21 protein-coding genes and 1 tRNA gene are annotated in these 24,880 nt (G+C 51.1%); 8 read left to right on the top strand and 14 right to left on the bottom strand.

What is annotated here, in order from left to right; genetic code table 11:
• Positions 1–79 precede the first annotated feature (79 nt).
• The 4 genes from BM123_RS22970 (at position 80) to BM123_RS22955 (ending at position 5,522) form a co-directional block, all read left to right on the top strand.
• A complete protein-coding gene (locus BM123_RS22970; RefSeq protein ID WP_175489521.1) occupies positions 80–811 on the top strand; it encodes an RNA polymerase sigma-70 factor in 732 nt (243 codons plus the stop codon).
• Positions 808–1,665 (top strand): FecR family protein, encoded by an 858-nt coding sequence (locus BM123_RS22965; protein ID WP_090173355.1) that lies wholly within the window; start codon positions 808–810, stop codon positions 1,663–1,665. The genes BM123_RS22970 and BM123_RS22965 overlap by 4 nt, the downstream gene beginning before the upstream one ends.
• Before the next feature lie 185 nt (positions 1,666–1,850).
• Positions 1,851–4,532, top strand: coding sequence for a TonB-dependent receptor (locus BM123_RS22960; protein WP_090173353.1), 2,682 nt, complete (start codon positions 1,851–1,853; stop codon positions 4,530–4,532).
• 51 nt (positions 4,533–4,583) lie between these two features.
• On the top strand, positions 4,584–5,522 hold the full coding sequence (locus BM123_RS22955) for a DUF4249 domain-containing protein (RefSeq protein ID WP_090173351.1): 939 nt from the start codon (positions 4,584–4,586) through the stop codon (positions 5,520–5,522).
• A 4-nt stretch (positions 5,523–5,526) separates the two neighbouring features.
• Here the strand turns inward: BM123_RS22955 and BM123_RS22950 are convergent, their stop codons facing one another.
• Entirely contained in the window at positions 5,527–6,093 is a 567-nt protein-coding gene (locus tag BM123_RS22950) for a hypothetical protein (protein ID WP_090173349.1), read from the bottom strand.
• 27 nt (positions 6,094–6,120) lie between these two features.
• Complete coding sequence (locus BM123_RS22945; RefSeq protein WP_090173347.1) at positions 6,121–6,621, bottom strand: sterol desaturase family protein; 501 nt, start codon at positions 6,619–6,621, stop codon at positions 6,121–6,123.
• A 270-nt stretch (positions 6,622–6,891) separates the two neighbouring features.
• Between BM123_RS22945 and BM123_RS22940 the strand changes: the two genes are divergently transcribed.
• Entirely contained in the window at positions 6,892–8,160 is a 1,269-nt protein-coding gene (locus BM123_RS22940) for a carboxypeptidase-like regulatory domain-containing protein (RefSeq protein WP_090173345.1), read from the top strand.
• A gap of 15 nt (positions 8,161–8,175) precedes the next feature.
• Here the strand turns inward: BM123_RS22940 and BM123_RS22935 are convergent, their stop codons facing one another.
• Both BM123_RS22935 and yihA read right to left on the bottom strand, forming a co-directional pair.
• Positions 8,176–9,987 (bottom strand): 1-acyl-sn-glycerol-3-phosphate acyltransferase, encoded by a 1,812-nt coding sequence (locus tag BM123_RS22935; protein WP_090173384.1) that lies wholly within the window; start codon positions 9,985–9,987, stop codon positions 8,176–8,178.
• A gap of 26 nt (positions 9,988–10,013) precedes the next feature.
• Positions 10,014–10,637 carry a ribosome biogenesis GTP-binding protein YihA/YsxC gene (gene yihA, locus BM123_RS22930; RefSeq protein ID WP_090173343.1) on the bottom strand — a complete coding sequence of 208 codons (624 nt, stop codon included), beginning with the start codon at positions 10,635–10,637 and terminating at the stop codon, positions 10,014–10,016.
• A 236-nt stretch (positions 10,638–10,873) separates the two neighbouring features.
• Here yihA and BM123_RS22925 point away from each other — a divergent pair, with 236 nt between their 5' ends.
• Complete coding sequence (locus tag BM123_RS22925) at positions 10,874–11,269, top strand: DUF805 domain-containing protein (RefSeq protein WP_090173341.1); 396 nt, start codon at positions 10,874–10,876, stop codon at positions 11,267–11,269.
• Between the two features lie 145 nt (positions 11,270–11,414).
• Here BM123_RS22925 and BM123_RS22920 read toward each other — a convergent pair whose 3' ends face one another.
• Positions 11,415–11,822, bottom strand: coding sequence for an RNA-binding S4 domain-containing protein (locus tag BM123_RS22920; protein ID WP_090173339.1), 408 nt, complete (start codon positions 11,820–11,822; stop codon positions 11,415–11,417).
• Between the two features lie 146 nt (positions 11,823–11,968).
• On the opposite strand from BM123_RS22920, the gene BM123_RS22915 reads away from it, so the two are divergent.
• Positions 11,969–12,742 (top strand): hypothetical protein, encoded by a 774-nt coding sequence (locus BM123_RS22915; protein ID WP_090173338.1) that lies wholly within the window; start codon positions 11,969–11,971, stop codon positions 12,740–12,742.
• 19 nt (positions 12,743–12,761) lie between these two features.
• Positions 12,762–13,265: a ribosome maturation factor RimM gene (locus tag BM123_RS22910; RefSeq protein WP_175489520.1), complete on the top strand. Its 504-nt coding sequence runs from the start codon at positions 12,762–12,764 to the stop codon at positions 13,263–13,265.
• 19 nt (positions 13,266–13,284) lie between these two features.
• Here the strand turns inward: BM123_RS22910 and BM123_RS22905 are convergent, their stop codons facing one another.
• From BM123_RS22905 to BM123_RS22865, 9 genes are all read right to left on the bottom strand, one after another.
• On the bottom strand, positions 13,285–14,160 hold the full coding sequence (locus BM123_RS22905) for a patatin-like phospholipase family protein (RefSeq protein WP_090173334.1): 876 nt from the start codon (positions 14,158–14,160) through the stop codon (positions 13,285–13,287).
• 6 nt (positions 14,161–14,166) lie between these two features.
• Positions 14,167–14,766: a riboflavin synthase gene (locus BM123_RS22900; RefSeq protein ID WP_090173333.1), complete on the bottom strand. Its 600-nt coding sequence runs from the start codon at positions 14,764–14,766 to the stop codon at positions 14,167–14,169.
• An 88-nt stretch (positions 14,767–14,854) separates the two neighbouring features.
• Positions 14,855–17,380, bottom strand: a complete 2,526-nt coding sequence (locus BM123_RS22895; RefSeq protein WP_090173382.1) for a glycoside hydrolase family 31 protein — start codon at positions 17,378–17,380, stop codon at positions 14,855–14,857.
• A gap of 89 nt (positions 17,381–17,469) precedes the next feature.
• Complete coding sequence (locus BM123_RS22890) at positions 17,470–18,567, bottom strand: DUF547 domain-containing protein (RefSeq protein ID WP_090173332.1); 1,098 nt, start codon at positions 18,565–18,567, stop codon at positions 17,470–17,472.
• A 731-nt stretch (positions 18,568–19,298) separates the two neighbouring features.
• A tRNA-Ser gene (locus tag BM123_RS22885) sits at positions 19,299–19,383 on the bottom strand.
• Positions 19,384–19,541: 158 nt separating this feature from the next.
• Positions 19,542–19,751 (bottom strand): hypothetical protein, encoded by a 210-nt coding sequence (locus BM123_RS22880; protein WP_090173330.1) that lies wholly within the window; start codon positions 19,749–19,751, stop codon positions 19,542–19,544.
• A gap of 384 nt (positions 19,752–20,135) precedes the next feature.
• Positions 20,136–22,220 carry a polyphosphate kinase 1 gene (gene ppk1, locus BM123_RS22875; RefSeq protein WP_090173327.1) on the bottom strand — a complete coding sequence of 695 codons (2,085 nt, stop codon included), beginning with the start codon at positions 22,218–22,220 and terminating at the stop codon, positions 20,136–20,138.
• A 64-nt stretch (positions 22,221–22,284) separates the two neighbouring features.
• Positions 22,285–24,000 carry a PKD domain-containing protein gene (locus BM123_RS22870; protein ID WP_090173325.1) on the bottom strand — a complete coding sequence of 572 codons (1,716 nt, stop codon included), beginning with the start codon at positions 23,998–24,000 and terminating at the stop codon, positions 22,285–22,287.
• 51 nt (positions 24,001–24,051) lie between these two features.
• Complete coding sequence (locus tag BM123_RS22865) at positions 24,052–24,714, bottom strand: T9SS type A sorting domain-containing protein (protein ID WP_139212068.1); 663 nt, start codon at positions 24,712–24,714, stop codon at positions 24,052–24,054.
• Positions 24,715–24,880 lie beyond the last annotated feature (166 nt).

Raw genomic sequence — 24,880 nt, 5'->3', positions numbered from 1 at the left:
AACTTTTAATCGCCACAATAATAAGACTGTTACGGGAAAACGGAGGTATTAGCCGAAAATGCTACCTTGCAGGCCCGCCATGCAACCAAATTCTACAATCACGGATGAGCAGCTATTGGGCCGACTTCGGGCAGGGGATGCCAGTGCTCTCGATGTGCTCTTCCGCCGCCATTATGTCGATTTATGCCGGGTAGCTAATCGCTACGTCCAAAATGAGTCGCAGGCCGAGGACCTGATTCAGGAATTGTTTGCCTCCGTTTGGGAGAAGAGAGAGAAGTTGCCGGATGATCTTAGTTCCGTTGGAGCCTACCTCCGGCGGGCCGCCAGAAACCGGAGCCTTAACTTTCTTCGCGACCAAAACCGGATTCCGGTCAACGATGGCGAAGTCCCGGAGTCCATCTCCGCCGGCAGCCTCGCCTCTGATGCACTGGAGCAGGATGATCTTCGCCAACGGATCGATGGTGCCATCAACCGGCTCCCGGAACGCTGTCGGCTCGTATTCACCATGAGTAAGATTGATGATATGAGCAATCGGGAAATTGCTGAGTCTCTTGAAATCAGTCCTAAAACGGTGGAGAACCAAATGACCCGGGCCTACCGGTTCCTTCGGGAATGGCTGGCCATCGGCCTGCTGATTTGCCTTTCAGCAAGCGTTGGTCAATTGTTGGATGGCGGACGAATCCACTCCAAAAACACCGCACAGGTCTGCCAAACGACCTTTGCCATCGAAAAAACAACCTTTGTATTGGGGGGAGGCCCTAATTTTGGTGTCAACGCTTTGAAAGCCTCCCTAAGCTTAAACAGGAAATGAATTCATTGAGCGACAAAAAGATTGATCAACTGGTCTCTGCCTACGGCGAGGAGTATACTCCCGATGTAGAGCAGGGCTTGCAAAAATTACATGCCCGGTTGGGTATGGAACAAAAGGAAACAACGGTACGCCAACTTCCCCGCAGACGTTGGTTGTCAGTAGCGGCAGCCATTTTACTCTTGTGTTCAGCCGCCTACTTTCTGTTCCCGGGTCAGGAGACGGTGGTTTATGCGAATAGTGGTGAATCACCAATGGAGGTCAAGCTGGTTGACGGAACGGTCGCTGTTTTACAGAGTGGTACTACGCTCAGTCATGACCCCGCTTATAATGAGGTGGACCGTCGTATACAGCTGGATGGCCAGGCCTTCCTTCAGGTGCAAAAGGATAAGAGTCGTCCGTTTTTTGTAGCCAGCACCGCAACGGAGTTGCGGGTTACGGGCACGGCCTTTAACCTGCGGATTGCGGGGGAAGAACTGGAGGTAGAGGTTTCTGAAGGCTCAGTTGAGCTTACCAGAGAAAACGAGAAATTAGCCGTTACTGCGAATCAATGTGGTTTGTCCAGTAAGGGTAAAACACTGCAGTTAATGGAGGCGCCAAATCTTAACCGCCACGCCTGGCGTACGGGGAAGATGGTCTTTGAAGACGCTTCTCTTGCCGAGGTGCTGGAGGCTATGCGGACGAACTTTGGCTTTTCGGTCAAAGGAAATAAGGGGTGTGATTTCCCCGTCTCCGGGAGCTTTTCAACGGATAATCCTGTTGCCATTTTGGAAACGATCGCTAAACTCGGCGGCGGTGAACTGGAAACGTCAGGTTCATCAGGTCAGGCTTTTCGCCTGATGGGGATTTGTCAGTAACTACCAGCTGCCGGGTGTCAGTCCATTGCTCCTTAGAGTCATTTTCTGCACCTGCGTTTAGCGCCCTCTTTTGGAAAAAATAGCGATGCGAGGCCGCAGGTGCTATGTTTTTGTCGTTTGAAAGCAAAGAAGCTCTTGCCTGACTGCCGCTTTGATCTGCTGATCATTCTGAAGAAATCTGACCCATGGCCAAATATTTCCTGCTCACTTTATGGTTGCTCCTGAGCTTCACGAAGCTGCCGGCGCAAAGCAACGAGCGGGAGTATGAACTGCCCCGAAGGCTAATGCCATTGGAGAAGGCCCTGATCAAACTCACGGAAGCCGGAGCGGCGCTAAGTTATCGCCCCGATCAGCTGCCGCAGCTGGCCGTTAAGGTGCCAGGAGGCAAGCGGACCCTCCCGGCCTGGCTGGATTTTTTGCTAAAGGATACGGACCTCACCTATGAGTCAGGCCCCGCTGGTATCATCCTTTTTCCGGACCCGGAGCTCTTTAAGCGAAACTTCAGCGTCTATGGCCTGATTACCGATGCAGAAAGCGGGGAGCGCTTGATCGGAGCCGCTATACAATCTCTTGGCCGGCCCGGAGGAACACTGACCAATGAGTACGGATTCTACAGCCTGTCCGCATCAGGAGGAAGAGGTAAAATACGGATCAGCTACGTTGGCTATCAGGCAAAGGAACTGGATTTTGTGCTGCGATCCGATACATTAATCGACCTGTCCCTTTTACCTGATCGTGAGTTGCCCACGATCATTGTTACACCATTGCCGGAAAAAGAAACGGATGTTTTTCTGATGGAAACCCGGAACAGTGTAACGAGCGGCGAAACCAGCCGCCTGGGTGGCATCGGCGGTGAAGCCGACCCGCTGCACGTAGCCCGGTTGCTGCCGGGAGTAGAAACGGGAGCTGATGGCCTCGGGGGGATTTTTATCCGTGGAAGCGAAGCGGGCCATAACCTTGTTTTGTTAGATGGGGTACCCGTTTACAACCTTAGCCATGCTGCAGGTCTTTTGAGCATTTTTAGCAATCAGGCCATCCGCCGGGTGGATATTTACAAGGATGGCCTGCCGGCTCGTTTCGGAGGACGCATCGGCGGCGTGATCGATGTACACACCCGTGACGGAAACCTCTACGAACCGAAAACAACGGTGGGGAGCAGTTTGCTTTCCGCCCACTTTGCCACCGAAGGGCCAATAGAAACGGGGCGAAGTTCTTACCTGATTACGGGGCGGTATTTTTGGGCAGGTGAGCTATTGCGCAGATTCAGCGAGCGGGAAAAAGAACGCCTGGGCCGGACCGGGCAGATGAACAGCCAGATATACGACGTTAATTTCAAGATTAATCAGCATATTGGTGAACGGGGGCGGCTTTATTTCAGCTTCTACAAAGGGTTGGATAATTACAGTAATAACTCCTTTGCTTCAGATACCGTAACGGTACTCAACGACGCCGGAGCTGTTTTTCGTTATGCTACCCCAAGAGCCCGACAGGAAGAGGTGAGCTGGGGAAACACCGTCGCAGCCCTGCGATATAACCACATCTTCAATGATCGTTTCTTTGGGAATTTCAGGCTCTCTTATTCGGACCTGTTACTAGATGCCAGTTCTGAACGTTCGGATAGCCTGAATCGGGTTTTTGTCGATGACAAGGGCGGAGATATCTTCAGCGGACGCTATGCTTCCGATATTCAGCAGGTCGGGGTGGCTTTTGACGGGCAGCTGAGTGTAGGCCAGCAATCTTCGTTCCGATTTGGCAGCGAATTCAATCTTCACCGGTTTTTACCCCAACTGAGGTCAGGGAGTATTCCACTGGCCAATCATCCTGAGTTTAGTTCGCTTCGGGAGGATGGCTACATCCGCCCTTTGCAAATTTCGGCTTACAGTAGTTTTCAGGGAGGGCTCTCCAAAGGTATCTACTACCGACTAGGACTGAGGGGGCAACTATGGCGCAACGAGGTCAATTTTTTCAATTTGGCTCCGAGGTTGCTTTTAGCGGGAAAGCTTGGTCAGCGAAGCAGCTGGCGACTCTCTTATGATCATACGGTACAGCCCGTCCACCTCGTCAGCAGTACCGTGATTGGTCTGCCCAGCGATTTATGGGTTCCCTCAACGCCGGAAATTGCGCCCTCGACTTCCAGCCAGATTGCCGCTCAGGTCAGCCGGAAAATAGGAGATAACTGGAATCTGGTTGCGGCCGCCTACTACAAGGACATGAAGGGGTTGATTGCCTATTCCGAAGGTGGTCTGGCTTCTCAGTGGATTGACAGTCTTAGCCAGGGAGCGGGTTTCTCCAGAGGAGTTGAGTTAAGCCTGAACAAAACCCGTGGCCGCCTGAAGGGATGGGTAAATTACACGCTGGCCCAGAGCCGCCGGCAGTTTGACCAGAAAATCAATATCGGCCGCCCCTTTAGCTTCAGGTTTGGCAGACAGCACGCGCTTAAAACTGTGCTTATGTGGGAAGCAAAACCGGGCCTCACGCTGACGGCTAACTGGCGTATCAGCTCAGGTGCGGCCTATAGCCTGAGTAGTGAATCTCTTTTGTTACCCGACCCTGCTGTCTTCGATGAACCAACCAGTATTGAAACCATCGCGCTGGTAAAAGATAAAAACGGAATAACTTTGCCCAGTAATCACCGGCTGGATTTTAATGCTCATTTTGTGCTTAAAGGGAAGCCCGGCAGTAACGTTACCCATGAGTTAGATTTGGGTATTTATAATGTATACAGCAGACATAACCCCATCTATTATAACATTCAGACGACTTACTTCGGACGGGATTCTGACCTGATCAGCCAGGGAGATTTCATCCAGGTCTACCTGAGTCCCGTAGTGCCTACACTGGCTTACCACCTCAAATTCGGCAAGTAAAAGAAATTAGCTTTTGGTCGTTCAGTTGCTTTAACTTATTTTTGATTTCACATGAGGTTAATAAAGCACAGAGCGAACTGGTTTTTTTACTGCACCCTGTTTTCAGGTCTCGCTCTTCTGGCTTCTTGTGAAGAGATTATCGATCCGCCTTTTGAAATCGAGCGGCCGAAACTAATCATCTCCTCTAATTTTTCTCCGGATACCACCGTAAGCGTTCGCCTGACGGCCTCTCAGTCTATTGTCGGAGAGCGTAGCGTTCGGGAAATAACCAACGCCAACGTTACCCTGATTGAAGGCAACGAGGTGGTTGAAAAGCTTCACTTTGTGCCCGGAGTGAACGGAGAACCCGGGGTATACCGTACGGCTTCCTTTATTCCCGTAGTCGGAAGACTCTACACGCTGCACGCCGCAGCCGATGGCTATGACGTAGCGAGTGCGCAGAGTTCTATCCCCACTTCCGTGGAAATAAAGAATCTGGTGATTTCTAACCTGACCACCATGTCAATCGGTGAGCTAAGAGTTTACGACTTCAATCTGAGCGTTGAGTATAATGATCCGGATTTTATAGAAAACTTCTACGATCTGCGCTTAAGCCAGGAAGTCTATCCTTACCGCCTTACCTCTACGGGGGATACGATGTTCATGGAAACTATTGCCAAATCTCTGATGGCTCCTGATGAAGCTTTGAATGATATCCGGGTGGCCGGTCAGGCCAGTGTGCTGATCAAAGACAAACCGGAAGGTGGAGTAAATATCCATTTGCAGAGCCGTATCAACCCCAGCAGAGAAGCCCCCGGTAAAATCGTGGCGGAACTGCGCACGGTTTCCCGACCTTACTATGATTTTCAGCGTCTGTTACAACGCGAAGGTCAGGTGTTTAATGGCCTGACGGAGCCTTCGGTAACGAGCTCGTTTAATGTCAGCAGTGGATATGGCGTTTTTGCGGGCTTCAGCCAGAATACGCAGAAGGTTAATCTGGCGGGATATTGATCCGTTACCGTAGATAAACGATCACAGCAATTACAACAATCAGGACGAAAAGGATCAGGAGCCACGGCATCTGATTGTCCCGGTATTTACCGACAAGTTTTTCAAGGGCTTCGTCCCAGGTCAGCCGGCTACCGATGGGCTCACTACAATAGAACAGATACTTGTCCTGAATATTTGCCTCATTCCCATGGCGTTTGAAGATGAGGAAGTCGTTGTCCAGAAAAGCCAACTCATAGAGGAAGCTGTTCCGGTACATGCTGTCTCCGATAATGATGCGTTTGGCGCCCAGAATTTTAAAAGAGGACACATCCATCGCTCCGTCGTTGGCGATCCTGATTTCTCCTCCCGGCTGAAAGGCATGGAGACTTACGACGGTATACCCTGGTTGATCGCTCATTTTAACCCAGTTGACCTTGAAGAGAAGACCGTCTTCTCCTTTGTCTTCCAGTGAGTTCTCACTGAACTGCTTCACCACCGGAAGGATTTCATCAATCATCTGCTCCATGGAGGTGTACTCCGGGAGATTGAGATTAAAGGGTTCCGCAATTTTATCTAACAGACGTTCTTCCACTTGCAGAGCTGATGGTCAGTGTCAAAGTTACGCTTTTGCTTTCGTTTCCCCCTTTTTATCCCATTCACTACGTTTGCCGAAGTACTTGTCATCAACAACGAGCAGGCCAAAACTTTCGCAACCATCTTTTTCGGTAACGGCGTGATGATGGCCATGAGCGCGTAAAATGGCCCGGCTATACTTGTTGTCCAGTTGCCGGAACCAGCTGAACCGGCGATGAATATAGACGTCGTGAATCAGAAAATAAATCAGGCCGTAAATACTGATCCCGATGCCGACGAACAATAGCCAAAACAATCCTTCTACGTTGAGACCCAGGATGTAAGAGGCTGCACTGGGAATGGCAAAAACCAGAAAGAACAGATCGTTTTTTTCGAAGAAGCCATCTTCCTCATGGTGGGGGCGATGATGATCTTCGTGCCAGGTCCACAGCAGGCCGTGCATCAGGTATTTGTGTGCTGCCCAGGCTACGAATTCCATGCCCGCAATGGTGGCCAGCGTGATGCCAATGTAGAGAAGTACCGTCATAGTACCGAAGAAACAGCGGGGGCGAAAGATGGTTTACGCCAAAGGGCAGAAGCTTTTCAGGTAGCTTGGTTGGGCGCCGGAGCGCAGGTGCAAAGATGGGGTGGAAGAGCAGTGAGACGCAATCGAACGCCAATTACGAAGCCGGGGAGATGCGCGGAGTGTTTGTCATTGGCCCTGTTCTGGCCCTTCTGAGAAAATTTTCCGGAACGTGTGCAATATGTCCTTTCGCGGCATCCACTCCCCACTCGTCCAGAACAAAACACCCGCAAGATGCCTTATTTCCCCCTCCGCGTTTCCGTCCCTGAGCCCTGCCACGAAGACTGGAACCTGATGACCACCGTCGACGAGCGCCACCGCCACTGCGCCGCCTGCGATCGAACACTGACGGATTTCTCCGCCATGTCCGACCCCGAAATCGTCAGCCACCTGCGCAGGCACGAGGGCAAACTCTGCGGCCGCTTCCGCAAGGACCAGCTGGAGCGCAAGATCTACCCCCATCCTCCCCGGCGCTACGCCGGGCTGCGGGCCATCGCCGCTTCGGCAGCGATGTTGCTTTCCGCTCCGGTGGCCGCCCAGGCGGGAACGACGGAGCCTACGGAGCAACGGGTAGGGGAGTCGGCTGCAAAGCCAACCTATTTCTTAAAAGGAGAAGGGGAAAAGAGCGGCCAGGTCCGAATCAAAGGTATAGTAACCGATGAATCCGGGGAACCACTAATTGGTGCATCTGTCTTGCTTACAGGAACTACGACGGGAACGGCAACGGATATTGATGGCAGGTATACGCTACTTGTTCCTCTTGATGGAGCCACTACGTTAAGGTACTCTTATACGGGGTTTGCCACAGAATCGAGAACATTTACGGTGGAAGAGCTAATGGCGCTAAGCACCAAAGATGACTTAACAGGAACAGTTCTGAGCGATGCAGGAGCCGTGTTAATGGGAGATATCGTTTGCGGAGGAGCTTGGTATAGCAAGCCCACCTTACTGGAAAACATTATGGCCCACAAAATATTCACTTATACACCAAGCCGGCAGCTACAATCTTACGGGAGACCCGACGACTGGAAAGACTACTGGCGCGAGCTCCTCGCTAAAAGAAAAGCCCGCCGCGCCGAGCGCAGAGAAGCGCGTTTACTGGCCCGCGCGGAGCGGCGGGCGCTGATGGATGACGGGCAACCCCCTGCTGTCTCCGCTACATCCCCGGCACCGGCGTCTGCGCCCTCCGCTAAGCTTGCCGAAGTGCCTGCTTCAGCTTCGGATTGGACAATAGAAGCCTCTCCTCTGGTCAGTGCCAAGGTTAGTCCCAATCCCTTTCAGCAGCAACTCCACGTCTCTCTGGAGCTAACCGATAACGCTGAACTGGACCTTTACCTGGTCGATGTCAACGGTCGCTTACTTTATAGCCGGGAACTTCAAATCATGAGCGGGAAGCAACAAATCACCCTGGACCTGGAGGGGGAATCTTTACCGGCTGGCACTTATTTTCTCCGGATAGTGAATGATGAGCGGATGCTGAAAACGATCACCCTGGTGCACTGATTTTATCGGGGCAAATCAGCCCAGATCATCTTTGTCCAACTTGCTGAAATACCCCTTCTCAATACGCTCATCCCCGAGCAGGTCAGCGGGCCATTTTACCCGATTCTTAAGGTGGAAGGTAGACAGGCGATTGTGATAGTAATGGAGCATGGCGAAGCTGTCACTGACCAGATTGCCCCGGCGGTCCCGATACAGGGGTTTATCAATGTGGAAAGTTCCCATACTGTCAATCGCGTGGCTGACTATTTTTTCGGGGCTTTCGTGTAATTCCGGAGAAACTTTTGCCTGGTCTTTTTCGGCCATCGCCAGCAGCTGGTCCCTGAGTTGTGCTACCACCTCGTAGAGTGGCTCTTCCCGGAAATAAAAGTCTTCCGCCGGCAGGCGCAGCAGCGCGTAAAGATCCTGGTCATAGAAGAATTTCTCCAACATGGCGAATGCGGCGTAGCTCACCAGATGACTGGGCAGAACGATCCCGTCAGCGTGGTAGCGCTCAACGATGCGATCCCCGAGCATTCTGGTGTACTCACTTTCCCGCTGGTAGTCTTTATTGATCTCACCGAACTGGTTGCGGAAGTATTCCCGCGTACGCACCCGACGCCCGTTCTTGCTGTAGCTTTTGCCGTCTACTTGTACTTGATTACCAATGACGTCCATCGGCCGACCCAGGGAAATAGTGATGCTGTTTCCCTTGCTGAATACCCGCCAGATAAACTTGAGAATAGAACGTAGAGAGTGGAAGCTGTCCTTGGCCTTTATATAGCGGTCCTGGCCTTCTTTACGGAGGTGTTGCTCAATCAAAAACTGTGCTTCCAGCACGAAAGGGTAGCTCAGGATGACCGGAACAATGAAGATCTTGTCGTCTTTACCCGCTGCGTAGTGCTCCCGCTGTGCTTCTACGGCTGTTCCGAGTAGCCCGAGCTTAAGCTTAGTCTCCAGCGCACCCGAGCGCGAGCGCGTGCCACCGGGGAAAAACAGGCTGGGCACATTGTGCATGATGATGAGCTTGCTCATGGCCTTGAGCGTCGTCATGTAGATCGGATTGCGCTTTCGGCGGTCAACGCGGTAGGCACCGAGTCTATTCATGAAGTAAGCCGTATAGCCCGTGTTATAGAGGTTAAGGCCCGCTCCGAAGCTCATGGCCGGCAAGCCCGCAACTTCATCTACCGCATATCCGATTAGAATACTGTCGAGATTACTAAAGTGGGTGGGAACGAAAACGACCGTTCCCCGCTTACTTAGTTCTCTTACCTGCTCGACGTAACCACGAACGATAAGCTTCTCCTGCAGAAGTATCTTTTTGGAAAAGAGGCTACGGAAGCTTCGCCCGTCCGCCGCATTGAGCAGCCTGCCAAAAAAGAAGCGTAAAAACCTGCGCGCAAAACGGAAGGTGGGAATTTTGAAGTGACCGACGATTTCGTCGGCATACCGATGCACGATCCTTCTGAGGATATTGCGGGCGGCGTTCTCTGCTGTTGTTTCCTCCTGTTCGTCGAGCGAGCGGGTGGCCAGCATTTTAGTGAGCTTTTTCCAGTACCGTCGCTCCTGCGGGGGGTCTACCTTCCAGGGCTCTTCTTTAGTCCGTCGTTGCTCGCTGAAGAGTGTTTTACTCAGCAGGTCCGTCAGGCTTTTGCCGTGTTCTTCCAGAATCCGGTTGTAGCTTTCTTCTTCCAGTTCCTCGACAAATTCCTCCCGCTTATGATGAATCTTAAAGATTCCCCAATCTTCAATTTCCGGCGAAATGTGGTCGTATTCACGACCGCTGTGTTCAAAGGCGGAGCTGGCCGCCTCGGTCGTGGAGGAATGGGAATTTGTGGTGGTATCTGGCACGTGGCGAAGGTACGGAAATAAGAAGGTTACTTCGGCTCCCTGAAGAAAGGCCAATTCATTTTTTCGAGGGTGTCTGCAAAGAATTGAATGATTTCTTCCCGCCCGACGCCGGTGTTTGAACTGGTTACAAAAATGGGGGGCAGTTCTTCCCAGCTTTCCAGCAATTTCGCTTTGAAATCTTCTACACTGCCGCCATCACGGGATTTTTTTCGATCGATTTTGGTGAACGCAATGACGAAAGGAACCCGATTCTCGCCGAGCCAATTGATGAATTCAAGGTCAATAGTTTGAGGAGGGACGTTAGCGTCAATGAGAACAAAGGCACAGACCATCTGCCCGCGGTGCAGGAAGTAGTTCTCGGTGCGGGACTCCCACTTGGCACGCGTTTTTTTACTGCGCTTGGCGTAGCCATAGCCGGGGAGATCCGTCAGGTTCCAGCTGTTATTGATCAGGAAGTAGTTGATCAACTGGGTCTTACCGGGTTTGCCGGAGGTTTTGGCCAGCTCTTTCCGTTGGGTCAGCATATTGATCAGGCTGCTTTTGCCCACGTTAGAGCGGCCGATGAAGGCAAACTCCGGCCGGTTGCCTTTAGGCGCCTGGCTTACCCTGGAATGGGAGGAAGAGAACTTGGAGTAGGAAATATCTGGCATCAGTAGAACTTAAAAGAAGAGAAACGTTTTGGTCTGCGGTAGAGTTGGTTGGTCAGTAGGGTAGCGATCAATCAGGCGCTGTCGCAGGTGCCATAATAGGGTAAAGGAGCTGAGTTAGGAAGGGCAAAGATCGCTATCTCTTCCTTCGTCGTCACTTTTTCTTGTTTCGTCGACTCTATTTGCCGGAAGTGGCTGCTAGACCGATACTTGTATCATCAACAAATAACAACAGAACAATGATTTGGCAGAATTTTATGCTCGCGCTCAGCAAATATTTTCAATTTAGTGGCAGAAGCCGCCGGTCGGAATTTTGGGCCTTCGCGCTCGTCTCTACGCTGTTTACATTCGCTGCGACATTTTGGGACAACCTTCTCTTCAATGGCAATGACTTCTTTGAAGACATGGTGGATTTTGCCTTTCTCATTCCTTCTATCGCCGTGGGAGCCCGACGCTTACATGATACCGGCCGTAGCGGCTGGTGGCAGTTAATTGCTTTCACGGGCATTGGCCTGATACCACTGATTATCTGGTTTTGCCAGGACAGCGATTTTGACCGCAATGATTACGGAGACAGCCCAAAATATGGCTTAGGTGATGAAGAGAACACCTATACGGAAGATCAGATTGTTTAAAGCTCTCATGTTTACGTAAACCTTTTCTAAAACTCATAGTTTGCCCTGATCCCACGTTTGTGGGGTTAGGGTATTTTTGTTGAAGAACGGATATGCTGTTGAGTAAGGGAAGAAAAATGAGCTTGCGCTTGTCTAGCTTGCAATTCTAGTAATCCTCCTCTTCGAAATAGTCGTCTGCTTCCTTAAATCTGTTGATGTCCCTTCTTTCTCGTTTGGTCGGACGTCCGGCACCCTTCTCCCGGAACTCACCACCTGACTTACCAATAAACCAGTCTTTATACTTCGTTTTTTCCTCGGCGGGGGTTCGGTCTTCATAGCAGGTAACTGCAATGGGAGCGCCGACCCGCTTACTAATGGTTTTGAGGCACACGTAAGTCATATTGAAACCGTTCTTTTGCACGGTCAGTATGTCTCCTGCCGTAATGGCGTAACTTGGCTTGACGATCTTATCGTTCACCCGTACCTTACCGGCACGGACTACGTCTCCGGCCAAGGTCCGACTTTTAAATATCCGAACGGCCCAAAGCCATTTGTCGACGCGAACTTTATCCATTGCTCTAATAAAGTTTTTGGGGGCTGGAAAGTTTCGCCAACGACCCTGGAACTACTACTTTGTGAAGCTGTTTTTTTGTCTTTCCGCACCACAAAAGCATAGAAAACCATTTACTAAGTAAGTAACCCATTACCTTCGCTTCCGATATGCGTCATCTAGCTATTTTATTCCTGCTTATTCCCTTGTTTTTTGCGGCCTCCTGCGAGGAAGAGGTGGAGCCACCAGTCGACTTTTCTGCTGATCTGGCTTATTTCCCTCTGGAGCTTAATCAACCGCTTTACTATGCAGTAGACAGCCTGGTGGTGTTTAACACCGTGAGTGGAATTGTGTACGATACGGCAAGCGCTGAGGTGAGAGAAACCCTGGTGGAGGAATTCGTTGCGGGAGATGGAACGACTGTTTACCGGGGCGAAAGATGGCAGCGTAGTTCGCCGGCGGACCCCTGGGTATTTCTTCAGACTTACACGGTCAGCCGATCTCAAACGACGGCCATTCGCGAAGAAGACAATCTGACGTTTACCAAACTCGTATTCCCGATTGACCGGGGAAAAAGCTGGGACGGTAATGCTGCCTTTGACCCGACCCGGGAATTTGTTGTTGGCGGTGAGTTTCTCAATATTTACAATGGTTGGCAATATCGCTACGATACAACGGAGGCTGCCGTTACCCTTTCCACCGGTGTGACACTGGAAAACACTATTGTTGTTGAACAAGCAGAGGTAGATAACCTCATCGATCGTCGTATTGCCTTCGAGCGCTACGCACCCGGCATTGGGTTGGTGGAACGTTTTATCGACGCGCGGGCTACGCAATGCCGGACGTGCTGCAGCCTGGACTTCATGCTCTGCAACGATCTTTCCTGGGATGAGAAGGCAGAAAAAGGCTTTCTTATCCGCCAAACACTATTACGTACTGAATAAACGGGTATACCCCTCATTTATGGATCTGATTGAGATTGGCTGGACGGGGAGATCCCATGGCTTAAAGGGCGAGATTAAGCTTCGGGTAGAGGACATCTACGAAGAGGATCTGCTGGCGGCTAAGTCGCTGCTTATCGGTGACCCCGCCGTACCCTACTTCGTGGAACACTTTCGCGGTGGAGGAGCTATTATTGCCAAGTTTGAAGGACTCGACAGCCGGGAGCAAATAAGTCTGCTTAGTAATAAACCGCTCTGGTTGCTGAATAGCCAGGTAAGCGAAAAGGAAGAAGTTCCCGAAACGCCTTATGATGTTATTCTGGGCTACACCATTATGGCGCAGGATTATCCGCCCTTAGGCCCCATCGAGGCCATCGTGGATATGCCCCAGCACTACCTGGCGGAATTGACTCATGAGGGTAAAACCATTTATATCCCCCTTCACGAAGACTTGATTGTTGTGATCAAGGAAGAAGAAAAACTGCTGGAAATGGTTTTGCCGGAGGGGCTGTTGAATTTGGGGTGATGAAGAGAGAAGCCCTCATTCATCGAAGGATTTCAACCACGCTACCACGCTGTTCCGCTATGTGTGCCAGCCCTGCGTCCAGGCCTTTGCCGTAATCATGCATTATGGTTTCCGGGGTGTTGATGTAGGTGCCCGTTTCCAGGAGGTGGTGGGGAGAGAGTTGAGTGACTTTGAGGTCTTTCGGCGGGAGGTCTGCATAGTCTGCGCAGGCGTTGTAAATGGCGTAGCCCTCGTCTACCACTCGTTTCATGATCGGGTCCGCCCGGTAGTAGTATCCCCCAAAGACATCGGACCAACTGCGGGTGAAACGCATGGTTTCCGGCCAGGTTCTTAGCACCAGGGCCTTACGTACGCCTTGTTCATAGGCCCACTTCAGGGGGATGGGGTCGCTGCAGCCGCCGTCGATGTAAGCCCGGCCTTCAAACTCATGACGTCCCTTCGTAAAGAAGGGAAGTGCGGAGGAAGCAATGATGGCATCCAGCCAGTTGTCTCGGGTAGGTTGCAGGTAAGCGGGCTTGCCGGTAAGTTCGTCGGTGGCAACAAAGTGTACGGGGTGGCGCAGGGCTTCCTTCATGGCGGAGAGGAGATCAAAGACGATCTTCTCGCGGGCCACGGCGGCAATGATGTCGAGATCCATAAAGCCTTGTTCGGAGAAGGTCCGGCTAAAGGAGGTGAATTTCTCGTTGCGGGTAAGGTGCAAGAGCGAGTTAAGCCCGAAGCGATACTGGTCACTCAAAAAGTAAGATAGAGCAATAGCCCCTCCGGACACGCCAATGTAGCGGTTGAATGGCTGGTAACCAGCCATTTGAAAAGCGTCCAGAATGCCGGTGGTGAAGGCGGATTTGAAGCCGCCGCCCTCAATAATTAATGCCGTGTCTTTCTCTGCTTCATTCATCACTGATCAGGCTAGATCCCGGTAGGCCGCCATCTGGCGGGCAATGTACTTTCCAATGATGTCGAATTCGAGATTCACCTTTGCACCTGCGGTGAGCGCTCCAAAATTGGTATGCTCGAATGTATAGGGGATGATGGCCACCTTAAACGTGTCTCCATCCGGCTCCACCACCGTCAGCGAAACCCCGTTGATGCAAACGCTGCCCTTGTCCACCAGCAAAGTCTCCGGGCTTGGTGCATAGCGGAAGGTGAAGTACCAGCTGCCGCCAGCCTCCTCTACCCGCAAACATTCTCCCACAGTATCCACGTGACCCTGTACAATATGCCCGTCCAGGCGGGCACCGGCCTGCATGGCACGTTCCAGATTGACGCGATCGCCTTCTTTCCAACTGCCCAGTCGCGTACGCTCCAGGGTTTCCCGAATGGCCGTAACGGTGTGGGTGCGGTCGGTCAGTGCAACGACCGTGAGGCAAACACCATCGTGGGCAAGGCTCTGATCAATTTTGAGCTCGTCGCTGATGTCACTTTCCACCGTAAAGTGGACGTTTTCATCCTCGTGTTCAATACGGGAAATAGTGCCTGCGGATTCAATAATGCCAGTAAACATGGTGTTTCTATTTAGGGACTGCCCCGAAAATTTTTCAGAGCACGTTAACCATTTATTGCCCGATAAACAGCTGTTAAGCGGAATAGATTTAGCTAATCACAATTGACTTAAAATCAAAGGGGACATTGATCACTACTGCCCGCTTACCGTAGAAGATGCCGGCGGTCTGCTTACGGCCATCCACCACTACCTTGGTGGGCGGCTGAGTAAGCCCGACGAAGCGAATCTGTGCCCGCTTAAAGCTGGCGTTGAAATCTCCTTCGATGGTTTGGGTTAGTGAGAGTTTTTTACCTAAACGGTTCATTTTGTAGGTGCGCAGCGTATACTGCCCGGCATCGTGGCCGTAGCCCTCGCCAGCGTCCCAGTACAATTGGCTCTCTCCGTTTTTAGCGGCGAAGATGCTAAGCTCAAGATCACGCAGCTTATGCATTTCGGCAGTGTTCTGCACGACGTCCACCGTCGGCAGCGTTGCTCCGGCCCGAACAAATAGCGGGATCCGGTCAGCCTTGGTTTTTACCCGAAGACGTTTGCCGCCAATGTGAAACTCTCCTGACCAGAAATCATACCATTCTCCCTTCGGCAAGTAAACCTGCAGGCTTTTGGCGCCTTCGGTCAGTACCGGACAAACAAGCAGGTCATCCCCGTAGAAAAACTGATCGCCAAATTTCCGGCACTGCGGGTCTTCCTGATCATAAAAGAAGAGGTTTCGTAGTACCGGTTTACCGGTTTTTACGTGTTGCCGGAAGGCCGTGTAGAGGTAAGGCAGCAGTTGGTAGCGCATTTCAATCGCTTTCCGGTTGTGCTTGGTGGCCTCCTTGCCGTGCACCCAGGGTTCCTGATCCTGACGGTTGAGTTCTTCGGCTTTCTTGACCTCCTCCGCCTCGGCTTCTGCGGCACCGTCGGTATTGTTGCCCATACTGTGTACACGCATCACGGGGTGGAAGACGGCCAGCTGCAACCATCGGGTCATCATTTCCGGCGTAGGGTTGTCTACGAAACCACCAATGTCAGTACCTACCAGGCTGTAACCACTGATGGCCAGGCGCAGACACTGCCGGTTGGCAATCTGCAGGTGCTCCCAGCTGGCGATGTTATCGCCCGTCCAGAGGGCAGCGTAGCGCTGCCCGCCACTGAAACTCGCCCTGCCCAACAGGAAGGGGCGCTTAGCGGGTTGCAGCGCCTTCAGGCCGTCATAGCTGGCGCGGGTCATCTGCATGCCGTAGATGTTGTGGGCCTTTTTATGGTTGGTGGGGGCTCCGTCATAGTCGTGGCGAACGTCGTCCGGGAAGGTCAGGTTATTGACTTTGAACATCGCCGGCTCGTTCATGTCGTTCCAGAACCCACTTACTCCCTGTTCGTTGTAGAGCTCTTTGTAGAGAGGCCCCCACCAATCACGCACTTTTGGGTTGGTGTAGTCGGGCCAGACACATTCCGGAGGCCATACCGGGCCGACCATCGGTTCGCCGGACCCCCGTTTACAGAATACGTCCTTTTCTACGCCATCTGCGTAGACGTGATAGTCTTCATCGACCCGGATTCCCGGATCAATCATTACAACGGTGTGGAAGCCGTCTTTTTTCAGGTCGCCGATCATCTTTTTCGGATCGGGAAAGTATTCTTTGTTCCAGGTAAAGCAGCGGTAGCCATCCATGTAGTCGATGTCGAGATAAATCGCATCGCAGGGGATTTTCTTACTGCGGAAACTGGCGGCCAGATCCCGGACCCGCTGCTCCGGATAATAACTCCAGCGGCATTGGTGGAAGCCCATAGCCCAGAGAGGGGGCAGTTCCGGGGTGCCGGTTAGCTGGTGATAACGGGTGGCTACTTCGGTTAGTCCGGGACCATTGATGAAGTAGTAATCGAAGTCTCCACCGTCGGCCCAGATGGTGGCTACGCCCTTCTTTTTAGCATTGAAGTCGAAATGAGAGCGGTAGGAGTTGTCCAGGAACAGGCCGTAGGCGTGTCCGTTGCGCAGCCCGTAGCAGAAGGGGATGGAACGGTAAAGTAGTTTACGGTCCTTACCGTAGGCAAAAGCGTCTTCGGTGTAGTTAGACCATTCGGAACCCTGCAGGTTGGTGTCCCACGCTTTATCTCCGAGTCCGTAAAAGGCTTCCTTTTTATCGGTTTCGAATTGCAGCCGTACCTGATGCACCCCTTCCAGCAGGGTAGAGCGGCCGTAAAGGGAATCCTGAGTCTTATGCAGGATGGCTCCGGACGCACGATCGTAGATGGTAATGGCACCGTCTTCCCTACCAATTGCAATGTTGAGAGTGGCCGTCTCAATGGTATACTTGTCCTTTCCCTCAGTGAGTTTTCCCTCTCCGGCCGGCTGGACGCCTTCTGCCCGGGCGTAACTAAAGTCTCTTCCTGCTTTACCTACCGTAAAGCGAAAACGGATGGTATCGTCATTCCAACACTCGATGCGCAGGCAGCCTTTTCCTTCGCTTTTAAGCACGAAAGCATGGTTTCCGTCTGCGACGATATCGCTCACCTTCCCGATTCGGTGCTCGGTATAAACATCGTCAAAACGATCAGTTCCGGTGGCTTCTTCAGCGCTCGTCAAATGGGCCGCCGGGGCAAAGGCGTCAACAACCTTTTTCTTCATCTTGGGCATAGTCATGAGTATTGAACCGCAAGGTAGGAAATAGTCTTGTGCTCTTATGTTTTGACAGGCTGCCAGATTACAAGAACCAGGAGATTACTTTACTGCTTATTAAGCGCCCAATCATATTCCTTAAAGCCAATTTCCGTTCCTTCGGCGATTGGGGTTTTCAGGTATTGGTTGAGGTAGGTCCGCAGGTCACCGAAGTCCTCTCCGTACCAATCAAAGATTTTGGAGACCTTAATGTTGCCCTCTGTTTGGTTGTAAGCCGGATTGTTAATGAAGCGGCGGGTACCACTTTCCAGCATAGCATTGAGGTTGCCAGCGGTGAATGCCTGGTTGGGGATGGGCGGGCAGGAGGTCGCTGCGCAATTAACGGCAAAGTGAATGCGGGGCTCTTGGAAGCGCGGGCGAATGATGTCGTGCTCGATGTTGTTGAGGCTGTAGCTTTTGCCGTCGAGGGTAATCCATTTAACCTTCCAGGGGTCTCCGCTGTCCAGATCGGTGATGCTGTTCACCGGGTAATCTTTGAGGATGCGCTTAACGGTGAAGGCGTTGTAAGCATTGATCCAATAAGCAAGCGACGTTTTGCGGCCCCAGTCGCTTTGCGGGATAGATTCAGCCAGCTTAGCCAGATAGGCATCGAGTGTGGCTTCGTCTTTTTTGAAGCCGGCGTAATTGACTTTTCCGGAGGAGGTTACGTGCTTTTGTAGCAAACTGTTCCAACTGCTGTGATCAGGAGCGCTTGGTTTGGCCGCAGCAGTGGGCGCTTCAATGGGGACAATTGCGGGCGCTTCGGCAGGCTCAGCAGGGGGCGCGGTCGCGGGTGCAGTGGGAGTTGAAGGAGCAGTGGCAGCAGGCTGCGCCGGCGTAACCGCCGGAGGTGTGGGCGCTGGTTCAACGACGGGCTTGTCTCTGGTAACGGTAGCATCCTTCGCAGGCTTCTGTATGGTCTGAGCTACCGGTGCTGTTGCTGGCTTTATAACTTCCTGCTCGGGCGGATCGGCCGGCGCATCGGGTGTCTCTACCACAATGTCGAGCTCTTTCCGTTCGCTGGTCTCAGCCGCTGGCGCCTCCGGCGAGGCATCAACTGAGCTGCCTTCCTGCACCGAAGCGGTGACGGCGGGCGATTGATCATTATTACAGGCTGCCAAAAGCAGCAAGGCAAAAAGAAGGAGAGGAGCTCGTAAGTAGGACATGATGGTTGCTTGGATTGAGTTGCAATGGTTATAACGCAAGCACCCGACCTTTGGGTTTGTTTCTTCTGCAGGAAGGGTCGGGATGCGGCGTTTAAGGAGTGCATGATCACGCAGTGGTCAAACCTCCTTAGCCCCGGATGAAGTCGCGCAGCGACGCAATCCGGAGCAAGGATGAGCGAATAGGTGGTGACTGGGCCAAGCGCCGTCATGTAATGTACGTGGCATCTTCTCACGCGTGGTAAATCTTGCTACGTGAGTTTTACCCCGCGTTAAGGACCTTTGACCACTGCGTGGTTGGTGGGTATGCAAGACCACGTAGTGGTCAAACATCCTTAGCCCCGGATGAAGTCGCGCAGGGACGTTCTGCGGGTTAAAGAATGGAAGAAATACTAGCAGGTGGTATATGAACGACCACGCAGTGGTCAAACCTCCTTAGCCCCGGATGAAGTCGCATAGCGACGTAATCCGGGGTAAGGAGTTGATCAAGCAACTGCGCGGCGCTTAGCGCCGCAATGGAGGAAGGTTGTTCCTTTCTTGAAACGGGATTGCGCTTTCGCGCCATCCCTGTCGTGGGTTAAAGGACACATCCGTTTTTCGGAGAAGGCCAGACTCGAAGGAGTTAGGGCCTTTGTTGCATCCGGACTTACGGAAACTCGTGCCTCGTTTCCGACGTCCGGATACAACAAAGGCCCAGCCGCTTGCGCGGCCAGGCCTTCTCCGAAAAACGGATGCGGAGGAAGAGGGATTCGAACCCCCGGTGGCTTTCACCACGTCGGTTTTCAAGACCGGTGCATTAAACCGCTCTGCCATTCCTCCGGTTATGGGGCGCAAAGGTAATTCCTTTGGTAAATCTGGACAAGCATAAAGGCAAAAGATGTTCTATTTTTTTTAGCGAGACCAAAAAAAGCCCGTCTCCACAAAGGAGACGGGCCAAATCATTCATCATTCATCACACAATCTAATCAGCTGATTTCTTACAGCGCTAACAGGCCAATGATCAGGCTGATGATTAAAAGGCTGCCGGTAATAGCGGCGGCAAATTCTGCCTTGCGGGCACGGGGAAGAACACTCCGGCGAGCGGACTGACGCATACCTGCAGGGCCAGTAGCTCCTGCGGATAGACGGCGCTGAGCCGGGGTCATACGGTAACTGTTGTTAATAGCAATTTTCTGAGATGCACGCATAATTCAATAATTTTGGGATCACTTAAATCAAGTTAAAATAGTAGTGAAAACAGGCCCCTTATCCGAACCTTCCGTTTTCACGCCGCAAAGGTCGGTCTAAAACCCTTACGACACAATATTTGACGAAATAATTGTTCGTTTGTAACGCAATGTCGTTCTTAATGTAAAATTTAATTTGGTTTCGAGCGCTAGATCGCTGCGTTTTTGGCGATTTACCCACCAGGTCGGATAATCCTACCGCTTTATAGATGGTCGCTGAAATAAGATTTTTTGCACTTTTTTTTGAAAACAGGGAAATGAATGGCTTTGGGTCGTAAATCCCCTGATAACCAGCCGTCAAAAGCGGGCTGTAGTAAGAAAACCTAAGGCATCTGAAAACGAAAGCTATACGTCAGCCTCGATTTCAATTAGCCGGCGATGATAGTAGTTGTAAATGTCCTCCTGCGCCCGGTAACGTGTTTCTCCCGTGGTGACCTTCCGGTATTTGTTCAGGTTCTTTTGGGAGATGATGCGAGCCTTCTGGTTGTCTCTCCATTGCATGTCCATGATTCGTCGGATTTCCAGCCGAAGCAGCGGGTCTTCAATGGGCGTTACCACTTCTACGCGACGAAAGAGATTCCGACTCATCCAGTCAGCTGAACCGATAAAGACTTTTTCTACCTCATCACCTCCAAAAATAAAAATGCGGGCATGTTCCAGGAAGCGGTCGATAATGGAGATAATCTCAATATTTTCATCCGGGCCGGGCACCAGACGGCAGATTCCCCGCACGATCATGCGAACTTCCACGCCCGCCGCTGCGGCCTCCCGGATTTTGGCAATCATTCCTTCTTCCTCCAGGCTGTTCATTTTGAGGAAGAGGTAAGCATGCTTACCCGCTTTGGCGTGGGCAATTTCTTCGTCGATCAGACGAACCATTTCAGACTGTAGCGAAAAGGGAGCCACCAGTAATTTGTCGCAGTTCGGAAGAATCAGTTTCCCTTTGAGCAGGCTAAACACTTTTTTTACGTCTTGCCCCAGGACAGGTCGGCAACTTAGCAAAGCATGATCGGTGTACAGCCTGGCCGTTTTCTCATTAAAGTTGCCGGTGCCAATGTAAGTGTAATGGATAGTTTCTCCTTCGGCGCTTTCCCGCAAAATGTGCAGCAATTTCGTGTGTACCTTCACGGCTGGGTAACTGTAGCGGACATAAGCCCCAGCCTCTTCCAGCTCTTTGCCCCAATAGAGGTTGCTGGCTTCATCAAAACGGGCTTTGGTCTCTACAAAAGCTTCTACCTTCTTACCTGACTTCAGGGCATTGAGCAGTTCCTTAACAACGGCAGATTTACCCGCCACCCGGTAAAGTGTTATCTGTATGGTCTTTACCTCCGGATGTAAGGCTGCTTCCCTGATCAGGGCCGGTACGTAATCGTATTGCTGATAAGGAAAATTCAACAGAATATCGCTGGCTTCAATCGCGTCGAACAAACTTTCAGCATTTGCCAACCGGGGGTGGGGTAGCGGTGGGTAGTCGGGATACCGCAAATCCTCCCGCCCTTCGGGCAGGGGAAATCCGAAAAAGTCCATGAAGTTGTGGTACCGCCCACCGGGAATCATATCGTATTTGGACAGATTGAGCGCCGCCTTCAGCCGCTTCTTCAGGGCTTTGGGCATGTTGGAGTCAAAAAGGAAACGGGTAGGGAGCCCGTCGTCCCGCTCAGCAAGCCGGCTTTCGATTTTCTGGTGCAGCTCTCCGTCAAACTCATTATCAATGTACAACTCTGCGTCCCGGCTAAGCTTAATGGCGTAGCCAAATTCTACTTTGCGGTCCAGCCATCGGCTGAGATTAGCCCGGATGATACTGTCGGTGAAAATTACGTAGTATCCTTCGGGCTCTGAAGCCGGACTGGGTAGCACGACAAAACGTGGAAGCTTCTTTCCGGGAAGGGGAACGAGGGCGACTTCTTCCGCCCCCCGGGCGTCCTCCTCGTCAAAATTTACCGCCAAACAGAGTTGCCCGCTCTTCAGAAAGGGCAGCTCGGAGTTATCGTCGTCTGCTCCGGGCAGCCAATGAAGGTCCAGGTGCGGTTGGATGTTTTTGTCAAAGTACTCAGCGGCAAAGACCGCCTGTTCCTCATTCATCTCATCTCCATGAATTAAGTGGATGTTCTCTTCCTTCAACTGAGGAAGAATCTCCTCCCGGAAGATACGCCCAAACTCCTTTTGCTGCGCCTGTACCATCTTACGGATGGTTTTCAGTTCTTTCTTCGGCTTGAAGGAGAATAACTCCCGCCGCTGCTCCTTCGGTATTTTTTTGAACTGCCTAAGGCTACTCACCCGTACCCGGTAAAATTCGTCCAGGTTGGAGCTATAGATCGCCAAAAACTTGATGCGCTCATAGAGTGGAACTCTGGGGTCCTTGGCCTCTTGCAATACCCGGGCATTAAAATGCAGCCAGGAGGTGTCTCTCTTTACCAGATCTTTTTCCAAAATGTGGGTGGTTTGAGGCTAAAAGTACGGTATTGGGCTGAAGGTTCGGTCAGTTGAAACGTATTTACTCTCCCCGCACCACTTTCCCCCGCCCAATCTGCCGCCCCTGATCCCAGAAGCTATAATAATAGACGCCGGGCACCAAATGGCCCAGATTAAAACTGGCCTGCCGGTAGAGCACTTGCTGAGAGAATACTTCTCTGCCTACTGCATCGTAGAGCTTAAACTGACCATTTAGCGGAAGATAATCACCGAGATCAAACACCAGGACATCTTGCACGGGGTTCGGGAAAGTGGAGAAAGTCAGGGTGCTGGGATCATCCAGACCTACCGTACCCAACTCTATCGTCCGGCAGTGGGTATCGCTACCCAGCTCATTACTTACCGTCAAACAGACTTCGTAAATGCCCGGGCCAGCGAAAGTATGATCCGGATGCCGCTCGTTGCTGCTACCGCCATCCCCAAAGGTCCAGGACCAGTTCCCCGCCTCATAAAAACTCAAATCCTGAAAATGAAAATTCAGGGTGTCTTCGGCGTTTCTATCTATGCGGTAGTAGGCGCGAGGGAGATTGTCAATGCCTAAAGAGTCAGCAGGACTGCCATCGATGGGCCCAAGGCGATAGTGGGGGTGATTAGCTAGCGTAAATGAGTTGTTGTTAGGGAGTTGGATGGAGTGCTGCCGGACGTCACAGGCTTCTCCTTTCCTGTCCGGGTATTCTATGACGTGCAGTGTTTTTACCCCAGAGGCATTGTTCATATAGATTTTGCCGTCGGGGGCCAGCTGACCCATAAAGAATCGACTGTGAAAGAAATTCCATTCAGTATACCCATCATAGGTAGCTACCGTATCCATGCTGGCAAAAACATCATCAGCCCAAAGGTCGTATTGCAAGACATGGTTATAGTGAGAAACGTATAGATACTGGGAGGATGGGGAAATGGCTACCCCGCCAGCATTTGCATTTGCGCTGATAGTCGTATGCAGATGATTAGACACTTTACCCGTGTTTCGATCAAAATCGAAGATGTCTAAATAATCATCTTGTCCTAAGTTTACTTTATTGTAGCGGACGTAATGATTGCCATCGGGAGAAAATTTAGCCTGGCCGAGCCCACTCTGCATGACGTGTGTTACTACTATGGTGTCTACTAGCGTAACACCTTCAGGATTTAATAGCACGGAATAAATGACCGGTTGATTAAGGAACGGAACTAATACCCACCAGTCCCGACCATTAGCATGGCGGCATGCCGTAAGTTGGCCTCTGTTAAGAGAATCTGTTAAAATGTTTTCTATCTTATTGTAAATTTCTTCTACTCCATTTGTCTTGATAAAGGAAGTTGATAAGTTTTGTCCCCTAGAAGGTGGATCATCTGAATAGGTCATTTGTACATAGTGGACCAAGTTTGAAAAATCGAAGGGTAAAAAAGTGAAAGTTTGGGGGGCAGCTTGTTCTGAAAATCCATTTTCTTCAAGTATGCCATTAGTAATGGGCTGGTCTTCTATATTTCTTACTTCTCTGTTGTTTGAATAAAGTAATAAATCTCCGGTATAATTGGAAAAACTATTTCCACTAATGTCAAAAAATAGATCAATTGTTTGGTTGTCCTCAATTTTTAACTCAGCATCATAAAAACTAAGGATAGAAACACCGAAGGAATCATTCGGTGGAGATCGGTCGCCTCCTTCATAGCCCATCATCCAATGATTATCATAAAATTGGGCGAAAATGCTGCTGCTAAGACAGAGGAATAGGAAGAGAGGGATGGTTTTTGTCATTTGTACATAATAGATGGGGCTAGCCTGATATTAAGCTAGCCCCAAAATAAGCTATTTTATAACAACTCGTTTACTGATACTTTGTCCTTCAAATTGCAGCCTTAGCCAGTAAACGCCAGATGAAAGCTCACTCGCGTCCATTTGCAGTTGACTTCCCTGTATCGTATGTGTTTGAAGCGTCTGTCCTCTTGCGTTAAAGAGGTCTACCTTCCACTTTACTGAACTTTCATTCTGTGGCACCTGAATGGTGAATTGCCCCGTTGCAGGGTTGGGGTAGATGTGAACATCTTTCGTGTTTAAGTTTTCGTCAAGTAAATCCGTCTTTTCGATATAGGTGTCATAGTGGGATTTCAATTCCTCTTTTTTCCCTCCGCTACATTCTTTTGAGGGTTCAAAAGGTTTTTCATAGTGAATTAAAATAGATTGTGACCGACCGACGGCCGATCCAAATTGCTCAGGGCAGCTTTCCGCTATTTTGCGTAGGGCAGACGCAGCAGCAGTTGGCAAATTTTTCATACCTGCCCCTACAGTAGCAAAGTACAATCGATTTACTGATTTCGTCGCCGTGCTTGCATCAATGGAAGTAAGTGTTTTTTCATTGTCTCGATTTAATTGGGCAATCAAGTCCTGAAAATCATGTTGCTTCTGATCGAGCAAGGACGTTAATTCCGTGAAAGCCTCAGCCTGCTGCGTGAGCAAACTGGCACGATCCATCAGGTATTGGTTAGAGGGCTCTTCTCCTTCTTCGAGTGTTTGGTCGAGATTGAACAGCTGGTCGTTTAATAGTAACCATCCGACCAACTACACCTCACCATCCTTACCCCATTCCCCCGGCAGTAACGCCTCCAGCCCATTAACAGGGTGGTCCGGCAACCGCTCA

Origin of the sequence: Neolewinella agarilytica (assembly GCF_900110645.1) — a bacterium.
Taxonomy (GTDB): Bacteria; Bacteroidota; Bacteroidia; order Chitinophagales; family Saprospiraceae; genus Neolewinella; species Neolewinella agarilytica.
The sequence above is the reverse complement of the archived record's forward strand: the minus strand, read 5'-3'. Positions and strand labels throughout refer to the sequence as shown.

What these genes read in the sequence shown, in the direction of transcription:
- BM123_RS22970 (WP_175489521.1), top strand. Translation starts at nt 80, where the DNA reads ATGCAACCAAATTCTACAATCACGGATGAGCAGCTATTGGGCCGACTT.
- BM123_RS22965 (WP_090173355.1), top strand. Translation starts at nt 808, where the DNA reads ATGAATTCATTGAGCGACAAAAAGATTGATCAACTGGTCTCTGCCTAC.
- BM123_RS22960 (WP_090173353.1), top strand. Translation starts at nt 1,851, where the DNA reads ATGGCCAAATATTTCCTGCTCACTTTATGGTTGCTCCTGAGCTTCACG.
- BM123_RS22955 (WP_090173351.1), top strand. Translation starts at nt 4,584, where the DNA reads ATGAGGTTAATAAAGCACAGAGCGAACTGGTTTTTTTACTGCACCCTG.
- BM123_RS22945 (WP_090173347.1), bottom strand. Translation starts at nt 6,621, where the DNA reads ATGACGGTACTTCTCTACATTGGCATCACGCTGGCCACCATTGCGGGC.
- BM123_RS22940 (WP_090173345.1), top strand. Translation starts at nt 6,892, where the DNA reads ATGCCTTATTTCCCCCTCCGCGTTTCCGTCCCTGAGCCCTGCCACGAA.
- yihA (WP_090173343.1), bottom strand. Translation starts at nt 10,637, where the DNA reads ATGCCAGATATTTCCTACTCCAAGTTCTCTTCCTCCCATTCCAGGGTA.
- BM123_RS22925 (WP_090173341.1), top strand. Translation starts at nt 10,874, where the DNA reads ATGATTTGGCAGAATTTTATGCTCGCGCTCAGCAAATATTTTCAATTT.
- BM123_RS22920 (WP_090173339.1), bottom strand. Translation starts at nt 11,822, where the DNA reads ATGGATAAAGTTCGCGTCGACAAATGGCTTTGGGCCGTTCGGATATTT.
- BM123_RS22915 (WP_090173338.1), top strand. Translation starts at nt 11,969, where the DNA reads ATGCGTCATCTAGCTATTTTATTCCTGCTTATTCCCTTGTTTTTTGCG.
- BM123_RS22910 (WP_175489520.1), top strand. Translation starts at nt 12,762, where the DNA reads ATGGATCTGATTGAGATTGGCTGGACGGGGAGATCCCATGGCTTAAAG.
- BM123_RS22905 (WP_090173334.1), bottom strand. Translation starts at nt 14,160, where the DNA reads ATGAATGAAGCAGAGAAAGACACGGCATTAATTATTGAGGGCGGCGGC.
- BM123_RS22900 (WP_090173333.1), bottom strand. Translation starts at nt 14,766, where the DNA reads ATGTTTACTGGCATTATTGAATCCGCAGGCACTATTTCCCGTATTGAA.
- BM123_RS22895 (WP_090173382.1), bottom strand. Translation starts at nt 17,380, where the DNA reads ATGCCCAAGATGAAGAAAAAGGTTGTTGACGCCTTTGCCCCGGCGGCC.
- BM123_RS22890 (WP_090173332.1), bottom strand. Translation starts at nt 18,567, where the DNA reads ATGTCCTACTTACGAGCTCCTCTCCTTCTTTTTGCCTTGCTGCTTTTG.
- BM123_RS22880 (WP_090173330.1), bottom strand. Translation starts at nt 19,751, where the DNA reads ATGCGTGCATCTCAGAAAATTGCTATTAACAACAGTTACCGTATGACC.
- BM123_RS22870 (WP_090173325.1), bottom strand. Translation starts at nt 24,000, where the DNA reads ATGACAAAAACCATCCCTCTCTTCCTATTCCTCTGTCTTAGCAGCAGC.
- BM123_RS22865 (WP_139212068.1), bottom strand. Translation starts at nt 24,714, where the DNA reads ATGGATCGTGCCAGTTTGCTCACGCAGCAGGCTGAGGCTTTCACGGAA.